Source organism: Ruegeria sp. K5, from assembly GCF_056531805.1.
In genome coordinates this window covers 86,696-102,836 of record NZ_JBQFML010000009.1, presented here as the reverse complement: position 1 = coordinate 102,836, position 16,141 = coordinate 86,696, and the positions used below count along the sequence as shown (strand labels likewise).

The window sequence follows — 16,141 nt, the reverse complement described above, 5'->3', positions numbered from 1 at the left end:
CCCGAGGCCCTGAGATCAGGCCTCGGCCTCCTCTTCTGCAACGTCGCCATCTTCTTCGGCCTGTTCCAGTTCAGCCGGATCAACCCAGCCCAGCATGATGCGCGCTGTCATGACCAGATCCTGAGCCTCTTCCAGTGTCACACCGAAAGGCTCCAGCACGCCATCATCCTTGACACGCTCACCATCGACGGTCGTCCAGCCACCGGCCAGTTCCCAGTCAGCGCAAGTTGCAAAGTCTTCCAGAGTCTTCACGTCGTCCCTGGCCAGCGCCTCTACCATCTGGGGTGTCAGGCCTTCGAATTCAATAAGGCTGTCCTCGGCACCCAGCGCACGCGCGGCGTCCAGAGCGGCCTTGGCCTGCGCCTCAAGAAAGTCACGCGCGCGGGCTTGCAGTTCCTGCGCGGTGCCTTCATCGACACCGTCGATCACCAACAGCTCGTCGATCTCGACATAGGCGACCTCTTCAAGGTTGGTGAACCCTTCCGAGACCAGCAGTTGCGCGAAGAATTCGTCCAGATCCAGGCTTTCCATGAACAGCTGGGTGCGGGCTTCGAACTCTTTCTGACGACGCGCCGATTCCTCGGCTTCGGTCATGATGTCGATGTCCAGATTGGTCAGCTGGCTGGCCAGACGCACGTTCTGACCACGGCGACCAATGGCGAGGGACAGCTGTTCCTCGGGGACAACAACTTCGATCTTGCCGGCTTCTTCATCCAGAACCACCTTGGAGACCTCGGCAGGCTGCAGCGCGTTCACCAGGAAGGTCGGCTGATCCTCGTTCCACGGGATGATGTCGATCTTTTCGCCCTGCAGCTCGTTCACAACGGCCTGCACACGGCTGCCGCGCATACCAACGCAGGCACCGACGGGATCGATGGACCCATCATAGGAAATCACGGCAATCTTGGCGCGCGAACCGGGGTCACGGGCCACGGCCTTGACCTCGATGATACCGTCATAGATTTCGGGCACTTCCATCTTGAACAGTTCGGCCATGAATTCCGGCGCGGTGCGCGACAGGAAGATCTGGTGGCCACGCACTTCGCGGCGCACCTCTTTGATGTAGGCGCGCACGCGGTCATTCGGGCGATAGCTTTCGCGGCCGATCTTGTCATTGCGGCGCAGAACGGCCTCGGCCCCGCCCAGATCGACGATGACATTGCCGAATTCCTCGCGCTTGACCGCACCGTTGATGATGGTGCCTGCACGATCCTTGAATTCTTCGTACTGACGGTCGCGTTCCGCTTCGCGGACCTTCTGCAGAATCACCTGCTTGGCGGACTGGGCAGCGATACGGCCCATTTCAACCGGCGGAACTTCTTCGACGAAAACGTCACCAACTTCGGGCGCTTCCATATACTGGCGCGCCTGCTCGACGGTCATCTCGGCCTGATAGTTCTCAAGCTCTTCATCCTCGACCACGGTGCGGACGCGGGTAAAGGTTGCCTTGCCGGTCTTGCGGTCGATGCTGACACGGATGTCCATCTCGGCGCCGTAACGGCTCTTGGCGGCACGGGCGAGCGATTCCTCCATCGCTTCGACAACCAGACCGGGGTCGATCATCTTTTCGCGGGCCACGGCCTCGGCGGTCTGCAGCAGCTCCAGCTGGTTGGCTGAGGTGATTGCCATCAGTTCGTCTCCTCTTCGGACCCTTCGGTCTCAATCTCGTCGAAAGCGTTTTCGTTCAGGGCACCGGCGTCCTTGCGCTGGCGCAGCATTTCCTTGATCAGGTCATCGGTCAGGACCAGCTTGGCATCGCTCAGCCAGTCGAATTGCAGACCGATGGTGATGGTCTCATCGCCCTCGGGGATGTTGATCAGAACCTCATCCCCTTCGATCCCAGCCAATTCGCCCTTGAACCGGCGGCGGCCGTCGATCAGTTCGGCGGTTTCGATCTTGGCCTCGTACCCCTCGAACGTCTCGAAATCCTTGAGGCGGGTCAGAGGGCGGTCGATGCCGGGGCTGGACACCTCAAGCGTATAGGCGTCCAGAATCGGGTCCTCGACATCCAGCGTGGCGCTGACGGCGTTCGAAATCTCGGCGCAATCGTCCACTTCGATACCACCCTCAGGCTTGTCGGCCATGATCTGCATCGTGGTGGTCTTGCCGCTCATCAGGCGGATACGGACGAGTTCGTACCCCAGATCCTCGATCACGGGGGTGATGATCTCGGCCAGTCGCCGGTCGATGGCAGCTTTGGCTATCAGGTCGTTTGTCATCAGGTTCTCTACCCTTCAATCGGGCACAAAAAAACGGGCGCGCGGCCCGTCGATCTTTTCCGGTGGAGCCCCGGACCCTAGCCCGACACGCCGCTGTTGAGTGCGATATAGCTGCCAAGATAAGAGAATGCAACCCCGGTGCACCCTCTTATCCACCGCCCATGCCTAGTCTGAAAGAATCCAGTTGCCATTGGTACAGGTATAGGGTCCAACGCGATCCCCTTCTTCATGCACAACGCCATCAAAGATGCACTGAGTTGTCTGGCCGACCGCATTGGTCACGGCCATCGCCTGAAGGGCGGCGAAAACCGCAAGTACACGCAAGAAACTGTTCATTCCCATCTCCTACTGCGTTACCCCGACAAACCGTGTCGGCTGTGTATTGCGGGGATAGATCACCACCGACAGATTGCCACCACCCAGAAACTGTTCGGGCTGCGCCAAGGGCGGCGGAAACAGCTGATCAAAGGCCGCCTTGTTGAAGCCAAGCTTCAATTTCGAGCCGGACAGAACCTCGAACGGCGACGTTGCCGTGCAAGGATGGCGGAGCGGGTCTTTTCTGACGGTGAATTGTTCCATGATGTTGGATGTATTGCCCAGCGGTCGGACCAGAACAATTGTGCCCGGCGTCAGGAAACTGTCCGGGCAGGAATAGACCTGGGGAACGCCGGTCTCATCCTCGCCGCGCATCTCGGCCGTGGCCGCCACCACATGTTTGAACGGGCTGAAAATCGTCTCTTGCTGGATAAAGTTGGTATAGAGCGTCGCAAACAACTGGCTGTCATTGCTGGGTTCAGCCGTCAGCCCGTCATACAAATCCGAGATCGCCAGCCACATCCGGGAATCAGCCCCGCGCAGCGTTCCCGGCAAGGCAAACGGACCTTCGAGGTTATACAGCACGCTGCGAAGCTCTTCTGATAAAGGGTCTTCCTTGTTCAGGTCGCGGATTGCGTCACCAAGGGACCGGTCATGGATATTATAGTACCCCCGCGTTCTGAGCGCGCCCGCCAGCTTCATCTTTTCCGATGCTTTTCGGTTCAATTCTTCGTCGGTATCGCCCTCGGCAGGTTCAACCTGATCCAGACCTTCATGCAAAAGCTCGATCAAGGACTGACCGCGATTTGCTGTGAACTCCATCTTCCCGTCTTTGCTGATCAGGACATTGACGTTGTTTCCGTTCACAATCGCATAGGCAACGACCCCCGCCAGGATCAATGCCAACGCTATTATGGTAATCGTTTTCTGACTCTCTTTGGTCATGGGAAAACTCCCAACTTAACAAATAACAAAATAAAATATGTGCAGGTTATAGCACAGTTAAGCACAAATTCAAAATGCAAGAGGTGTAGCCGGGCTAGGCCATCCACCACCTTTCGGCGATTCGCCCGTCATCCATTCCCGTCCGTTGCCCGATCTGGCGCGGCATTCCGACATGGGCCGCAACGGCCAGCGACATGTCGGTTTCACTGGGGAAGAACCGCAGGCCCCGCTTTTCGCGCAGGTGATCGCGCGCGGGGATGGCTGCGATATCGACATAGCCATCGCGCAAAGCTTCGGCGCGCACGGCAGGATCCGGGATCACGATGACCTCGACCTTGTCAGCCCAACCGGCCGAGCCCGACTTGTAGTGATCCGCTACTTTGCGCCCAAGGAAGTTCCTGTCATCCTCGGCCCGGTCAACCCGGTAGCAACCTGTGCCGTTGGCCTGTTTCAGGGGCGTCACTCCTGCGCCATTGCGGGTGATCACGAACCGGTTGTCGGCCAGCAAGAACGGCAATCCGGCATTAGGGGCGGCAAGTTCCAGACGCACAACGGTTGGCGTCAAAGCTTCGGTTTGCCCGAACTCGGCCAGCACCGGCATTATATCCGCAATATCCAGTGCGGTTCCGTCATGAAAAGTTACGCCCTCACGCAGATCAAAGGTCCAGACCTGCGCCTTTGCATCCGTCTGCCAACCGGTTGCCAGTTCGGCGCGCAGGGTCCCGTCCGGCGCGATCTCGGTCAGGGTATCGAACACGGCACCGCGTGCAACCTGTTCCAGACTGTCATCCCGCGGCACTGCCAGTCGCAATGTCCCGCCCGCTTTCGGCGTATCCGCCAGCGACGCCCCCGTCGCCGCCAACAACGCGGCAGCGGCACCCGAGGCGAACAGAGCGCGGCGGTCCATCCGGGTCATGCTACACCCTCCGCCACGCGATCCATGATGCGCACCAGCTCGGCGCTGATTCCGGGCTCGGACAAGGCATGGCCCGCATGGCGCACCATCTTCAGCTCGGCATTGGGCCAGCGCTGCGACAGTTTCCAGGCCGATTCAGGCGGGCAGATCATGTCATAGCGGCCCTGCACGATATGGCCCGGAATATGGGCGATCCGGTCCATCTGATCCAGAATCTGCCCGTCCTTCTTCAGAAAGGCGTGGTTGATGAAATAGTGATTCTCAAGCCGCGCAAACGCGCGCGCATATTCACCGGGGCTTTCCCCGGTTGATCCGTTGGAATGAATGGATGCCAGCGCGTTCTCCCACGCCGACCACGCCCGCGCATACAGAATCTCGGTCGCGCGGTCGCCCGAGAACAGGCGCTTGTTATAGGCCCGGATCGCGTCCGACAGCTCATCTTCGGCCAGCAATGAGGTGAACTTGGCCCATGGCTCGGGCCAGAACTTGCCCGCGCCGCCGCCATAGAACCAATCCAGCTCGGCCTGCGTGGCCAGAAACACCCCGCGCAGAACAAGACGGCTCACCCGATCCGGATGCGTCTGCGCATAGACCAAGGCCAACGTGGCCCCCCAGCTGCCGCCAAACACCGTCCATTCATCGATATCCAGCAATGACCGCAGCCGTTCAATATCCGCCACCAGATGCCAGGTCGTGTTGTTCTCGACCGAGGCATGGGGCCGCGACTTCCCGCATCCCCGCTGATCGAACAGAATCACCCGGTACACACGCGGATCGAAATAGCGCCGCATCGCCGGGCTACAGCCACCGCCCGGCCCGCCGTGCAGCACCACCACCGGCAGCCCGTCGGGATTGCCGCTTTGCTCCATATAAATCTGATGCCCGTCGCCCACGCTGACCAACCGCTGATCGAACGGGTCGATCGGCGGGTAAAGATATTGCACTGCGCGCTTTTGGTCCGGGTACTTATCCATTACGGCCCTATATAGTCCTTAAGCGTAAAAGAGCACACGGAGACAGGAATGCAAGCGCATCCGAACACGGTCGACCCATCCGAGATCGCAAAATTCGAGGCGATGGCGGCGGAATGGTGGGATCCGAACGGAAAATTCAAGCCGTTGCATATGCTGAACCCCTGCCGGCTGGACTATATCACCCAACAAATCGCCGGGGAATTTTACAGAGATTTGAAGTCTCCGCACCCGTTTCAGGGCCTGCGCCTGCTGGATATCGGTTGCGGCGGCGGGCTGCTGAGCGAGCCGATGGCCCGTCTGGGCGCCGAGGTCGTGGGGGCCGATGCCGCCGAGGGCAACCTGCCCGTTGCCCGTATCCATGCCGAGCAATCGGGGCTGGACATCGACTACCGCCACACCACCGCTGAGGATATGGCGGCGGCAGGCGAACAATTCGACGTGGTGCTGAATATGGAGGTGGTCGAACACGTGGCCGATCCGTTGGGTTTCCTGACCGCATCGCAACAACTTTTGAAACCGGGTGGCTTACTGATCTGCTCGACCATCAACCGCAACCCGAAAGCCTATGCCATGGCCATTTTCGGTGCCGAAGTCGTCATGCGCTGGCTGCCGCGCGGCACGCATGAGTGGAACAAGTTCATCACCCCCGATGAGCTGTTCGACCTGCTGCGTCAGGCCGGGATGGAGCCGGTGGACCGCAAGGGGTTCGTCTTCAACCCGATCCTGTGGAACTGGTCGATCTCGGACCGGGATCTGAGCGTGAATTATGTGACGGCGAGTGTGAAACCGGGGTGAGGTAGGTTTTTTGATTCGATCTTTAAGTTACGCGCCGTGGCGCGCGATATTTTTTGGTGCGGCAATTTCCGCTGCTACCTTGTTAAATAACACGCTAGCCACAGCAGAAGAGAATGCGGGCGTGTTCGTGTACGAACATGAAGGCGTTCCGCTTTTTGGCTACATTAGCGATCCCAAAGTCTCTGAGGCGACTCAGGAAATAGCAGATCGGTACTTGGGTTCGAACTCGAACGACTATGATCTGGTAAGGGCGTTGTATTTTTTTGTCTTTATTGACCCCGAGATAGTTTCGGATGGCAAGTTTGTGAAACCAGTCGAATTAGAACTGACGGAGGAGACGACAGAACCATTTGCTTCACACGAACTTTCTAACGATGGATGCAACGTTGGAAAAATAAGTTCTACTAATGAAGATGTAAAAGGTGAGTATTTGGTATGGCTTATCCATGGCGGTGAATTCGAGGGCGTGGATGGAATAGAATCCTGTCTTCTATTCGCAGCGGCGGCGGCTGGAGTTGGCTTGCAAGGCAACCCAAAAATGGAGGCCAATGATTTGCGGCGGCTTCTAGATGCGTTGATCTTAGGAGTAAGGTGAATATACAAACCGGTGCCTAAAAGCAGATCAGACTCCGAAAAATTAGATCGATTCCAAACCCAAGGGTAGAAGTTGCACAGCAACTCTTTGGGTCCCAAGAAGTCCGGAAAATATGTAAGCATCACATTTGCCTGCGCCCGACCGCACCAGTCTTCGGTCTCACAGAGGGCAACGGATTTCGCGCCTACTCCCCCTCCAACTGCAACCGCAAATCACGCAGCACGGGTAGGGTGCTGCGGACGCGCTCCAGCCCCAGTTCTCCGACCACGCGGTTGATTAACGGGGCAATCGAGGAAATCGCCTGATCGCGCGCGCGGCGACCTGCGGGGCTGATGGCGACCATTTTGCGGCGGGCGTCGTCCCAGTCGGGGCGGATGTGGATGTATCCGGCCCATTCCAGCTTGGCCAAAGTGTTGGTCATCGCCCCTCGGGTCACGTGGAACGTGTTGGCCAGCTGCGCCGGGCTGCGCTCATCCCCGACGAACACCAGATGGTTCAGCACCGAGAAATGCGAGATTTCCATGCCCTTGGGCAGCACCCGGCTCAGCCGGTTGCGCAACAGTTGGTCTGCCGTCAGAATTTCACTGAACAGCGTGACCGCAAGGGCATTATGTTCGTCCGTCATGGTCCGATCTGGGTCAGGGCCCCACGAAGGGCCGCACGTGAGTCAATGAGGGCACGCGGCGGCGCGCCTCTGTCACAGAACTATCATCCAAATCGAAAAAGTGAATGCCCGGATCGGTGCCTGCGTCGATCAGCACCTCTCCCCACGGGGCGACAACCATGCTGTGGCCGTGGGTGTAGCGGGTTTTGCCTCGGGTTTTTGGATGCGCGCCGGTCTGGGCGGGGGCAAGGACCCAACATCCGGTTTCGATCGCCCGCGCGCGCAGCAGCGATTCCCAATGCGCTGCGCCGGTGACGGGTGAAAACGCCGCCGGGACGGTCAGGATATGCGCCCCGGCCTGCGCCAACGCGGCGTGCAGGTAAGGAAAGCGGATGTCATAGCAGATGGTCAGGCCAACCTTGCCGAAATCGGTCTCGGCAATGACCGCCTGTTCTCCGGGGCGGTAGTTTTTCGATTCGCGAAAGGTCTCGGTTTCCGTGACCTGCACGTCGAACATATGGATCTTGTCATATCGCGCCACGATCTGCCCCTGAGGGTCGATCATGAAACTGCGGTTGGCAAAGCGGCCATCCGGGTCGTGGGTCTTGATCCCCAGCGACCCGATCAGCAGCCAGACGCCCAGCGCGGCGGCCTGCGCCCGCAGACCGGCCAGCGTGATGTCGTCTTCCTCATGCTGCAACACCTCGCGCTGCCGCGTGGTGCTGTTGGACACGCAATTGGTGACCTCGGGGGTCAGGATGAACTGCGCGCCCTGCGCTGCGGCCTCGGCCATCATGGCGCGAACCATCACCAGGTTCGCAGCCGGGTCGTCCGACGAGGTGATTTGCAGCAGCGCGGTTTTCATCAGGCCGCTAGCAGACGGTCCAGCTTGCCCTGACGGTCCAGCTCGTACAGGTCGTCACAGCCGCCCACATGGTCGGTGCCAATGAAGATTTGCGGCACGGTGCGCTTGCCGCCCGCGCGCTTGATCATTTCGGGCTTGCGCTTGGGGTGCAGCAGCACGTCGATTTCCTTGAACTCGACACCTTTCTGTTTCAGCAGGCGTTTGGCCGCGTGGCAGAAGCCGCATAGCGGAGAGGTGTAAATCTCAACTGGTTTCATAATTCCGTCCCTTCGGGTTTCGCACGATCTTGAGCGAATTAGGCATCCTTGGCAACGCGTGCCAGAACCAACACGAAAATATGATTTGCCCCCGCGTCGCGACAGGCCCGCGTACAGGCCGCCAAGGTCGCCCCCGATGTCATCACATCATCGACCAGCAGGATGTCGCGGCCTTTCATCTGCCGCTTTGGATGTGGGGCGATCACGTCGTCCAGCGTCTCGGCCCTTTGGGCGGCGGTTTTACCGTCCAACACCGGCGTGCGCGCAGTTCGCAGCAGCAGGTCCGGGCAGGCCTCAAGCCCCGTCTCGCGCGCCAGATGCTGCGCCAGCAAGGCGGACTGGTTATACCGCCGCTTGATCAGTCGGGACCAATGCAAGGGAACCGGCGCGATCAGCATGTCCGGTTTGAACAATTCCCGCCCCGCCTGCGCCATCCAGCGCGCAGCAGGCCGGGCCAGTTCGGACCGATCCCCATGCTTCAGCGCCAGCACCAATGCCCGCGCCCGGCCTTTATACAGCAGCGCTGCCCGTCCATCCTGCCAAGGGCGCGGGGTTTTCAGGCAGTCATCACACTCGATCCGGTGCCCGTCACCATCCCCCGGCACGGGCATGCCGCAACTGTCGCAAACGGTTCCGCCGATAAAGGGCGTCTCGCGCCAGCAGGTGCCACACAGGCCAAAGTCGGATTCGGTCAGATCCCCGCAGCTAAGGCATCTGGGTGGGTAGATCAGGTGCAACGCGGTTTGAACTCGCGGCCAAATGCGATACGTGCGGGGTATGAAATTGCCAGCTTCCAATGCGCCCTCGCTGTTTGACCGCCAGACTCTGATGCGCCGCCGCGCGCGGATGCAGGAGGACGCCTTGTTCCTGCACCACGCCGCTGTGGACGAAGTGCAGCATCGGCTGAGCATGGTTAACAGAAGCTTTACGGCCCCTGCAATTGTGACCCCTTTCTCTAGGATCTGGCAGGGCTTACTGCCCGACGCGCGCATCGTGGCAGACGAGGAAACGCTTACCCTGACCCCCGGCGCGCATGATCTGGTCATCCACGCCATGGCGTTGCACTGGGCCAATGATCCGGTGGGGCAGTTGATCCAATGCCACCGTGCCCTGCGCCCCGATGGACTGCTATTGGCCGTCTGTCTGGGCGGCGAAACGCTGCACCAGCTGCGCGCCGCCCTCGGACAGGCAGAGATTGAGGTGACCGGCGGCCTCAGCCCCCGCATCGCCCCGATGGCAGAACTGCGGGATCTGGGCGCTTTACTGCAACGGGCCGGGCTTGCTTTGCCTGTGGCGGATGCGGTTCCGCTGACGGCGGAATATCGCGATCTGACCCATTTGATGCAAGACCTGCGCGCCATGGGCGAGACCAATGTTCTGACCGACCGGCTGAAATCCCCCACGCGTCGGCAGGTCTTTGTCCGCGCGCAACAGATCTATGCCGATCACTTTGCCACGCCCGAGGGTCGCCTGCCCGCAACTTTCGATCTGATTTGCCTGACCGGCTGGTCGCCGGATGCCAGCCAACCCCAACCCCTGCGCCCGGGGTCCGCCAAGATGCGCCTTGCAGACGCCTTGGGCACTGACGAGGGCAAACTGCCCGATTGACGACCCGGCATTTCCCTTTATCTCAGGCCAGAACCGGTAAACTCAGGAAGACCCAAATGTTTGACGCAACCCGACCCGCGCACGCACCTGCCGATCACCCCAAGGTAAAGATGGGGCGCGTGGGCATCCTGCTGGCCAATCTGGGCACGCCGGATCACTACACCTACTGGCCGATGCGGCGCTATCTGAACGAGTTTCTGTCGGACCGCCGCGTGATCGACTATCCGGCGTGGAAATGGCAGCCGATTCTTCAGGCGATCATCCTGACCAAACGTCCTTTCAGTTCGGGCGAGGCCTATAAGTCGATCTGGAATCACGACAAAGGCGAAAGCCCTCTGATGACGATCACCAAGGACCAAACCGCCAAGCTGCGCGACAGCATGCAGGCTCGCTTTGGCGATCAGGTTCTGGTCGATTTCTGTATGCGATATGGCAACCCTTCGACCAAATCCAAAGTCCGGCAGATGGTTGCCGAAGGTTGCGACCGCATCCTGTTCTTCCCGCTTTATCCGCACTATGCCGGGGCCACGACCGCCACGGCGAATGACCAGTTCTTCCGCGCCCTGATGGAGGAACCCTGGCAACCGGCCAGCCGCACGGTGCCCGCATATTACGACGAACCGACCTATATCGAGGCACTGGCCCAGTCCGTCGAACGCGCCTATGCGGCGATGGAGACCAAACCCGATATTCTGGTCTGCTCGTACCACGGTATGCCCGAGCGGTATTTGCAGCAGGGGGATCCCTATCACTGCCAGTGTGTGAAAACGTCCCGACTGCTGAAAGAGCGGCTTGGCTGGTCAGACGACCAGATCGTGTCGACCTTCCAGTCGCGCTTTGGCCCCGAAGAATGGCTGAAGCCCTACACCGTGGATCACGTCGCCGATCTGGCGCGGCAGGGCAAAAAGAACATCGCTGTCATCGCGCCCGCCTTCTCGGCCGATTGCATCGAGACGCTGGAAGAGATCAACGAAGAGATCAAAGAGAGTTTCGAGGACGCGGGCGGTGAACAGTTCACCTATATCCCCTGCCTCAACGACGATGATTCGCATATCGCCGCGCTGGGCAAGATCATCGAGGATAATCTGAGCGGGTGGCTAGACTAACCGACCCTGACAGCCAGACATGAAAAAAGGCGGTGGAAAATCCACCGCCTTTTCTCTGGATAACGCTCGTCGGCTTAGCCGGCTGCGACAGCTGCGGCAACAACGACCAGCAGGATCAGCGGCAGCAGGATGCCCTGCGAAGAACCCTGAGTTTCTTCAACAACAACAGGTGCTTCAACAACCGGCTCTTCCAGGTTGCCAGCATATGCGGTCGAAGCAGCAGCGGTCAGTGCAGCGGCGAGAACGAGTTTTTTCATATTAACCTCCAGAATTTGCGCGATTCCTGTCCAGGAACCGCACACCTAAGACTTACCTCGTGGTTTTTTCTAATCAGCAATGCGGTTGGAATGCAATTGCAACTTGAGCGTTAAGCGGCTTCGTGCGCGAAAATGTCGTCAAATTAGCAACACTTGCGTGCCGACCTTCGCCATTGAAAACAGCTCGGCGATGTCTTCGTTGAACAATCCGATGCAGCCATTGGACGATTTGCGACCGATTTTGCGCGTGTCATGGGTGCCGTGGATGCGGTAATACTTCCACCCAAGGTACAAAGCGTGTGTTCCCAATGGGTTATCCGGTCCGGGTGGAATGTAATCCGGCCATTCGGGGTTGCGCTTTTTCATCGATGGGGTCGGCGCCCAGCTTGGGCCTTCGACCTTGCGAATGACGCTGGTCCGTCCACGGCGCGTCATTTCTTCGGTCAGAGGCACCGATGACGGGTAGAGTTTGTATACAGATTGATCATCTGACCAATAATGCAGCGCTCGTGAAACCGTATCGACCAGAATGGCGCCATTCCGCGTGTTCGAGAAATAAGGCTGCCAGTCCTGCGCCCGAAAGCCTGAAACATTTCGGCGGACAGGGGCTTCGGGTTCGGGCGCGGGGCGCAGCGGGTCGCCCGGAATGTATTGCGCCAGCGCCGGGCTGGCCAGCGTGGCGGTCGCACCGACAAGAAATCCTCGGCGGGTCGACGAGGGAATACGTTTTTTGACCATGACAAACGGTCCTTTGCGTGGGCGGGTTCTGAAATCCGGTGTATTCTATTGCCAGAATGCTTCAGTCGCAAATCAAACCGGCAAAATCACGCGGGGTGAGACTATTGTGCGTTTGCCCCGCACCGTCTGGCAGGTTATGCCCGTTATCGACACAATAATCAGGTCGATCATGACGCGTATCGTTTCTTTACTGTTGATGTGCCTAGTCGCGCTGGCGGCATGTACAAGCACCCAGCCCACCAGCTTTGGTGCGGATGGCCGCCCCTTGCCCACGGTCTACAAAATCCGTGGCAACCCGGAAAAGCTGCAATTCCGGATGCTGGATTCAGTCAATGCCCTGCGGCAGGCGCAAGGCTTGCAGCCCGTGCAACTGAACGCACAATTGAACGCTGCCGCTGCCACCCATTCCAAGGATATGGCCCGGCAGAACCGCCCGTGGCATTTCGGCTCTGACGGATCCTCGCCCATCGATCGGGCCGCACGGGTCGGGTATTTCGGCACATTCCTGGGCGAAGCGATTTCCGAGACCTACGAGACCGAGACCGAAACCCTGGCAGCCTGGATGCAGGAATCCGGCCCAAGATCGGTCATCATGGACCCTAAAGCGACGCAGATGGGCTTTAACTGGCATCAGGAAAGCGGCGGTAAGATCTGGTGGACGCTGGAAATGGGAACCGGCGGCTAATTTGCCGGGATCTTCAAACAAAAAAAGCCCCCGAACTTCGGGGGCTTTTTTGTGATTACAACACCTTACGCAGCTTGCATCGACTGCGCTTCGGTCAAAATGGCATAGAGCTTGACCGGATCCGGATTGGCCCGCAGCTTGGCACAGACCGAGCTGTCGCGCAGCGTCCGGGACACAAGCGCCAGCGCTTTCAGGTGTTCGACACCGGCTTCTTCCGGGGCAAACAGGGAAAAGGCAATATCGACCGGCTGACGGTCCACCGAGCCGAAATCAATCGGCTTTTCCAGCATGACAAACACCCCCGAAACCTCGGCGATGTCGGGCAGGCGCGCATGTGGCAAAGCAACACCATGGCCCACGCCAGTTGGGCCAAGGCTTTCGCGTTCCAGAAGACAATCGACAATCGACTGAGCCTCAAGGTCCAGCGTCGCGGCCGCGACGTCGCCGATTTCCTGAAACAGCCGCTTCTTGCTTGAAGCGGCGGAAAGTACACGTACTGCTTCGGGCTTCAGAATGCTCGAAAGCTCCATGATCATGCTCCACGGCGGCCCTGACCTGCGCCAAGGCCCGCCTTTCTAATCTTGCCTGTTAAGGATCGATCCAGCCGATATTACCGTCATCCCGACGATAAACGACATTCAATCCATCCTTGTTTTCGTTCCTGAACACCAGCACCGGAGCACCAGCAAGTTCCATTTGCATGACGGCTTCACCGACGCTGAGCGATGGGATCTTTGTTTCCATCTCAGCCACAATCATGGGCTGCAGCGATTCGGGTTCATCTGCCGTCCCCGATTCGTCAGAGGCGAGGATATAAGAGGACGCCCCGAAGAGTTCAACAGGTTCGGCACGATCCTTGTGATGGTCCTTCAGGCGGCGCTTGTAGCGGCGCAGTTGGGTTTCCATCTTGTCGCAGCATGCCTCGAACGCTGCGTAGATTTCAGTGGCGTGGGCCCTGGCTTGGGCGGTCAGGCCCGTCGAAAGATGCACAGTGGTTTCGCATACATATTCATGCGCTGAACGGGAAAAGACGACGTTGGCGTCTGTCGGGCGCTGGGCATATTTGCCAACGACCTCGCCCAGCTCGGTCTGCACATGGGTCTGCAGGGCCGCGCCGATGTCGATCTGTTTTCCGCTGATTTGGTAACGCATGTGATCTCCTTCACAATTCACACCCATTCTGACGTTGCGTCGCGCAACATGCTTGTTTTTATCGGGTGGGGGATATCGACATTCTGATCGGTTGCCGCTGACCCGGCCCTTCACTGAAGGGACATCGAGATCCAGCCTGGAACCGAATAAATGCCATGCCCCAATTGAGACAAGAGCCGAGGGAAGAGTCAATCAAAACAGATGTGTATATACGCGATTTCCGCCATGCAACCGGCGCAAAACCGCGCAACCCTATGAAATTTTGAAGTTTTCGCCCAGATAAACCCGACGGACGTTTTCGTTTTCGACAACCTCGTCGGGCGTGCCGGACATCAGAACCTGACCGTCGTGCAGGATATAGGCGCGATCCACAATCTCCAGCGTTTCGCGGACGTTGTGATCAGTGATCAGAACCCCGATTCCGCGCTTTTTCAGATCCGCGACCAGATGCCGAATATCCCCCACGCTGATCGGGTCAACGCCCGCAAAGGGTTCATCCAGCAGCAGATATTTCGGATCCGCCGCCAGACAGCGCGCAATCTCGACCCGGCGGCGTTCACCGCCCGACAGGGCCAGCGCGGGTGCGCGGCGCAGGTGTTCGATCGAGAAATCCGACAACAGCTCTTCCAGCCGCTCTTTGCGGCGGTGGGCATGTTTGACTGTAATGTCCAGGACCGAGGCGATGTTGTCCTCGACGCTCATGCCGCGGAAGATCGACATTTCCTGCGGCAGATAGCCGATCCCCATCCGGGCACGGCGATACATCGGCAGGGTGGTCACATTCTGCCCGTCAATCGTCACCTTTCCGGCTTCGGGAAAGACCAGACCGGCCACGGAATAAAACGTCGTCGTCTTGCCCGACCCGTTCGGACCCAGCAACGCCACAACCTCGGACCGGTCCAGCGTCATCGAAACGTCGCGAATGACCGTCTTTTTCCGGTAGGATTTCCGCAGCTTTTCGATCCGCAGGCCCAAGCTGCCCTCTGCCACGGACAATTGGGGACGCACCATCAGTTGTTCCCCTGCTGCAGGATCGTCTTGACCCGACCCGTCATGGTCGCTGTACCTGTGGTCAGGTTCGCGTTCATCTGATCGCCGCTGATCACGCTGGGCCCTTGGGTCAGCAGCACATTGCCACGCATCACGATCACACCGCTGTCGATCGTGTATTCGGCCCAATCCCCTTCGGCTGCGTCGGGCGGGCTGACCAGAACCACATTCTCGGTCGCCTCCATCCGCTCAATCGCCGAGCGTTCATCATTGTAGATGACCAGAACCCGTTCAGCCGTCAGCCGCATTTCGCCCTGAATGACGATCACGTTGCCAATGAACTCGGCCGAGCCATCCTCTTGATTCACGTTCAGCGTTTCCGAGGTTACCTCGACCGGCAGGGACGGGTCCGCGCGCGTCGCGCCAAAGGCCACCTGCGCTTCTTGCGCGGTTGCAGAAACGGCACCTGTTACCAGAGCAAAACACAAAAGGACAAAACGAAAATCGAACACAGGTTATCTTTCTGCTTTTTGAGGCTCATACACCAGCTTCACGCCATCTGTAAAAAGAATATGGACCGGGCCGTCCGTTTTTTCAGTACCGAAAGTCATACCACCCGCCGAAAAATCGCCGATGGGGCCGGTTCCGTTGACCTGCCCGGGGCTGTCGCCCCGGATTTCATCAAGTGAAGTATTGAGCAGATCGGTCGTGACCTCGATCCCGTCAGCGGTGGTGATCAGCACATCGCCGACGAAGGTGGCCGTGCCCTTGTCCGGTCGGATCAGGCCTGAATTGGAGTCCAACGTGATGACCCGCCCGCTTAACAATACATAGCGACCGCTGAATTCCGTCGCAGTTGGAACCGCGCCTTCGGTCCCCTGCGTCGCTTTCGTGGCGATGATCTGCACGTCCTCGCCCTTGGTTGTGGTGCCGCGATAGTCCGGTTGGGTCACCACCTGATCGGCAAGGCGCGCATCGATATCCTGCTGGCTGAACGGGCCTGAGACCGTGGTTTCGATACTGCGGGACAAAAGGAAGACGGTAGACAGCATGATAATGGCCGCAAGCGGCAACAGAACCTTCAGGAACTGCACCATGCGGGAATAGCGGTCCACCTCAG

At 59.0% G+C, this 16,141-nt stretch carries 22 protein-coding genes; 5 read left to right on the top strand and 17 right to left on the bottom strand.

The genetic code is table 11. The features are described 5' to 3' along the window. Positions 1 to 15: 15 nt before the first annotated feature. From nusA to pip, 6 genes are all read right to left on the bottom strand, one after another. Positions 16 to 1,629, bottom strand: a complete 1,614-nt coding sequence (gene nusA / locus ACR0MO_RS18720) for a transcription termination factor NusA (protein ID WP_480892722.1) — start codon at positions 1,627 to 1,629, stop codon at positions 16 to 18. Further along, a complete protein-coding gene (gene rimP, locus ACR0MO_RS18715; RefSeq protein ID WP_170455762.1) occupies positions 1,629 to 2,219 on the bottom strand; it encodes a ribosome maturation factor RimP in 591 nt (196 codons plus the stop codon). Before rimP ends, nusA begins: the two co-directional genes overlap by 1 nt. Positions 2,220 to 2,384: 165 nt before the next feature. After that, positions 2,385 to 2,555 (bottom strand): hypothetical protein, encoded by a 171-nt coding sequence (locus tag ACR0MO_RS18710; RefSeq protein WP_170455764.1) that lies wholly within the window; start codon positions 2,553 to 2,555, stop codon positions 2,385 to 2,387. Between the two features lie 9 nt (positions 2,556 to 2,564). Next, the gene (locus tag ACR0MO_RS18705; RefSeq protein WP_170455766.1) at positions 2,565 to 3,479 is read right to left on the bottom strand and encodes a hypothetical protein; all 915 of its coding nucleotides are present in this window, start codon (positions 3,477 to 3,479) and stop codon (positions 2,565 to 2,567) included. 94 nt (positions 3,480 to 3,573) lie between these two features. Beyond that, positions 3,574 to 4,395, bottom strand: a complete 822-nt coding sequence (locus ACR0MO_RS18700) for an ABC transporter substrate-binding protein (RefSeq protein WP_170624749.1) — start codon at positions 4,393 to 4,395, stop codon at positions 3,574 to 3,576. Next, entirely contained in the window at positions 4,392 to 5,369 is a 978-nt protein-coding gene (gene pip, locus ACR0MO_RS18695) for a prolyl aminopeptidase (protein ID WP_170738096.1), read from the bottom strand. The genes ACR0MO_RS18700 and pip overlap by 4 nt, the downstream gene beginning before the upstream one ends. Positions 5,370 to 5,417: 48 nt before the next feature. Between pip and ubiG the strand changes: the two genes are divergently transcribed. Then, positions 5,418 to 6,164 (top strand): bifunctional 2-polyprenyl-6-hydroxyphenol methylase/3-demethylubiquinol 3-O-methyltransferase UbiG, encoded by a 747-nt coding sequence (ubiG, locus tag ACR0MO_RS18690; RefSeq protein WP_480892718.1) that lies wholly within the window; start codon positions 5,418 to 5,420, stop codon positions 6,162 to 6,164. A 10-nt stretch (positions 6,165 to 6,174) separates the two neighbouring features. After that, entirely contained in the window at positions 6,175 to 6,759 is a 585-nt protein-coding gene (locus tag ACR0MO_RS18685) for a hypothetical protein (protein ID WP_480892715.1), read from the top strand. A 184-nt stretch (positions 6,760 to 6,943) separates the two neighbouring features. Here ACR0MO_RS18685 and ACR0MO_RS18680 read toward each other — a convergent pair whose 3' ends face one another. The 4 genes from ACR0MO_RS18680 to ACR0MO_RS18665 are packed head-to-tail and all read right to left on the bottom strand — an operon-like array spanning position 6,944 to position 9,222. Further along, the gene (locus tag ACR0MO_RS18680) at positions 6,944 to 7,384 is read right to left on the bottom strand and encodes a MarR family winged helix-turn-helix transcriptional regulator (protein ID WP_037313149.1); all 441 of its coding nucleotides are present in this window, start codon (positions 7,382 to 7,384) and stop codon (positions 6,944 to 6,946) included. A 13-nt stretch (positions 7,385 to 7,397) separates the two neighbouring features. Beyond that, entirely contained in the window at positions 7,398 to 8,228 is an 831-nt protein-coding gene (locus tag ACR0MO_RS18675) for a carbon-nitrogen hydrolase family protein (RefSeq protein WP_480892712.1), read from the bottom strand. Further along, positions 8,228 to 8,485: a glutaredoxin 3 gene (gene grxC / locus ACR0MO_RS18670; protein WP_170524318.1), complete on the bottom strand. Its 258-nt coding sequence runs from the start codon at positions 8,483 to 8,485 to the stop codon at positions 8,228 to 8,230. Before grxC ends, ACR0MO_RS18675 begins: the two co-directional genes overlap by 1 nt. 38 nt (positions 8,486 to 8,523) lie before the next feature. Further along, positions 8,524 to 9,222: a double zinc ribbon domain-containing protein gene (locus tag ACR0MO_RS18665; RefSeq protein WP_480627193.1), complete on the bottom strand. Its 699-nt coding sequence runs from the start codon at positions 9,220 to 9,222 to the stop codon at positions 8,524 to 8,526. Positions 9,223 to 9,262: 40 nt separating this feature from the next. Between ACR0MO_RS18665 and ACR0MO_RS18660 the strand changes: the two genes are divergently transcribed. Together ACR0MO_RS18660 and hemH are read left to right on the top strand one after the other, a co-directional pair. Further along, positions 9,263 to 10,093, top strand: coding sequence for a class I SAM-dependent methyltransferase (locus tag ACR0MO_RS18660; RefSeq protein ID WP_480892708.1), 831 nt, complete (start codon positions 9,263 to 9,265; stop codon positions 10,091 to 10,093). Positions 10,094 to 10,149: 56 nt separating this feature from the next. Next, positions 10,150 to 11,199 (top strand): ferrochelatase, encoded by a 1,050-nt coding sequence (gene hemH, locus ACR0MO_RS18655; protein ID WP_480892706.1) that lies wholly within the window; start codon positions 10,150 to 10,152, stop codon positions 11,197 to 11,199. A gap of 74 nt (positions 11,200 to 11,273) precedes the next feature. Here hemH and ACR0MO_RS18650 read toward each other — a convergent pair whose 3' ends face one another. Beyond that, positions 11,274 to 11,456 carry a hypothetical protein gene (locus ACR0MO_RS18650; RefSeq protein WP_170455786.1) on the bottom strand — a complete coding sequence of 61 codons (183 nt, stop codon included), beginning with the start codon at positions 11,454 to 11,456 and terminating at the stop codon, positions 11,274 to 11,276. A gap of 138 nt (positions 11,457 to 11,594) precedes the next feature. Continuing rightward, a complete protein-coding gene (locus tag ACR0MO_RS18645; protein WP_170455788.1) occupies positions 11,595 to 12,194 on the bottom strand; it encodes a L,D-transpeptidase in 600 nt (199 codons plus the stop codon). Between the two features lie 169 nt (positions 12,195 to 12,363). On the opposite strand from ACR0MO_RS18645, the gene dalA reads away from it, so the two are divergent. Next, entirely contained in the window at positions 12,364 to 12,879 is a 516-nt protein-coding gene (gene dalA, locus ACR0MO_RS18640) for a divisome-associated lipoprotein DalA (RefSeq protein ID WP_170455790.1), read from the top strand. Positions 12,880 to 12,944: 65 nt separating this feature from the next. On the opposite strand, the gene ACR0MO_RS18635 is transcribed toward dalA, so the two are convergent. From ACR0MO_RS18635 to ACR0MO_RS18615, 5 genes are all read right to left on the bottom strand, one after another. Beyond that, a complete protein-coding gene (locus ACR0MO_RS18635; RefSeq protein WP_170455792.1) occupies positions 12,945 to 13,409 on the bottom strand; it encodes a PTS sugar transporter subunit IIA in 465 nt (154 codons plus the stop codon). A 58-nt stretch (positions 13,410 to 13,467) separates the two neighbouring features. Then, on the bottom strand, positions 13,468 to 14,031 hold the full coding sequence (gene hpf, locus ACR0MO_RS18630) for a ribosome hibernation-promoting factor, HPF/YfiA family (RefSeq protein WP_170455794.1): 564 nt from the start codon (positions 14,029 to 14,031) through the stop codon (positions 13,468 to 13,470). 252 nt (positions 14,032 to 14,283) lie between these two features. Beyond that, the gene (gene lptB / locus ACR0MO_RS18625; RefSeq protein ID WP_170455796.1) at positions 14,284 to 15,042 is read right to left on the bottom strand and encodes an LPS export ABC transporter ATP-binding protein; all 759 of its coding nucleotides are present in this window, start codon (positions 15,040 to 15,042) and stop codon (positions 14,284 to 14,286) included. Further along, positions 15,042 to 15,533, bottom strand: a complete 492-nt coding sequence (locus tag ACR0MO_RS18620) for an LptA/OstA family protein (RefSeq protein WP_170455798.1) — start codon at positions 15,531 to 15,533, stop codon at positions 15,042 to 15,044. The genes lptB and ACR0MO_RS18620 overlap by 1 nt, the downstream gene beginning before the upstream one ends. 3 nt (positions 15,534 to 15,536) lie before the next feature. After that, on the bottom strand, positions 15,537 to 16,136 hold the full coding sequence (locus tag ACR0MO_RS18615; protein ID WP_480627188.1) for an LPS export ABC transporter periplasmic protein LptC: 600 nt from the start codon (positions 16,134 to 16,136) through the stop codon (positions 15,537 to 15,539). Positions 16,137 to 16,141: the final 5 nt, after the last annotated feature.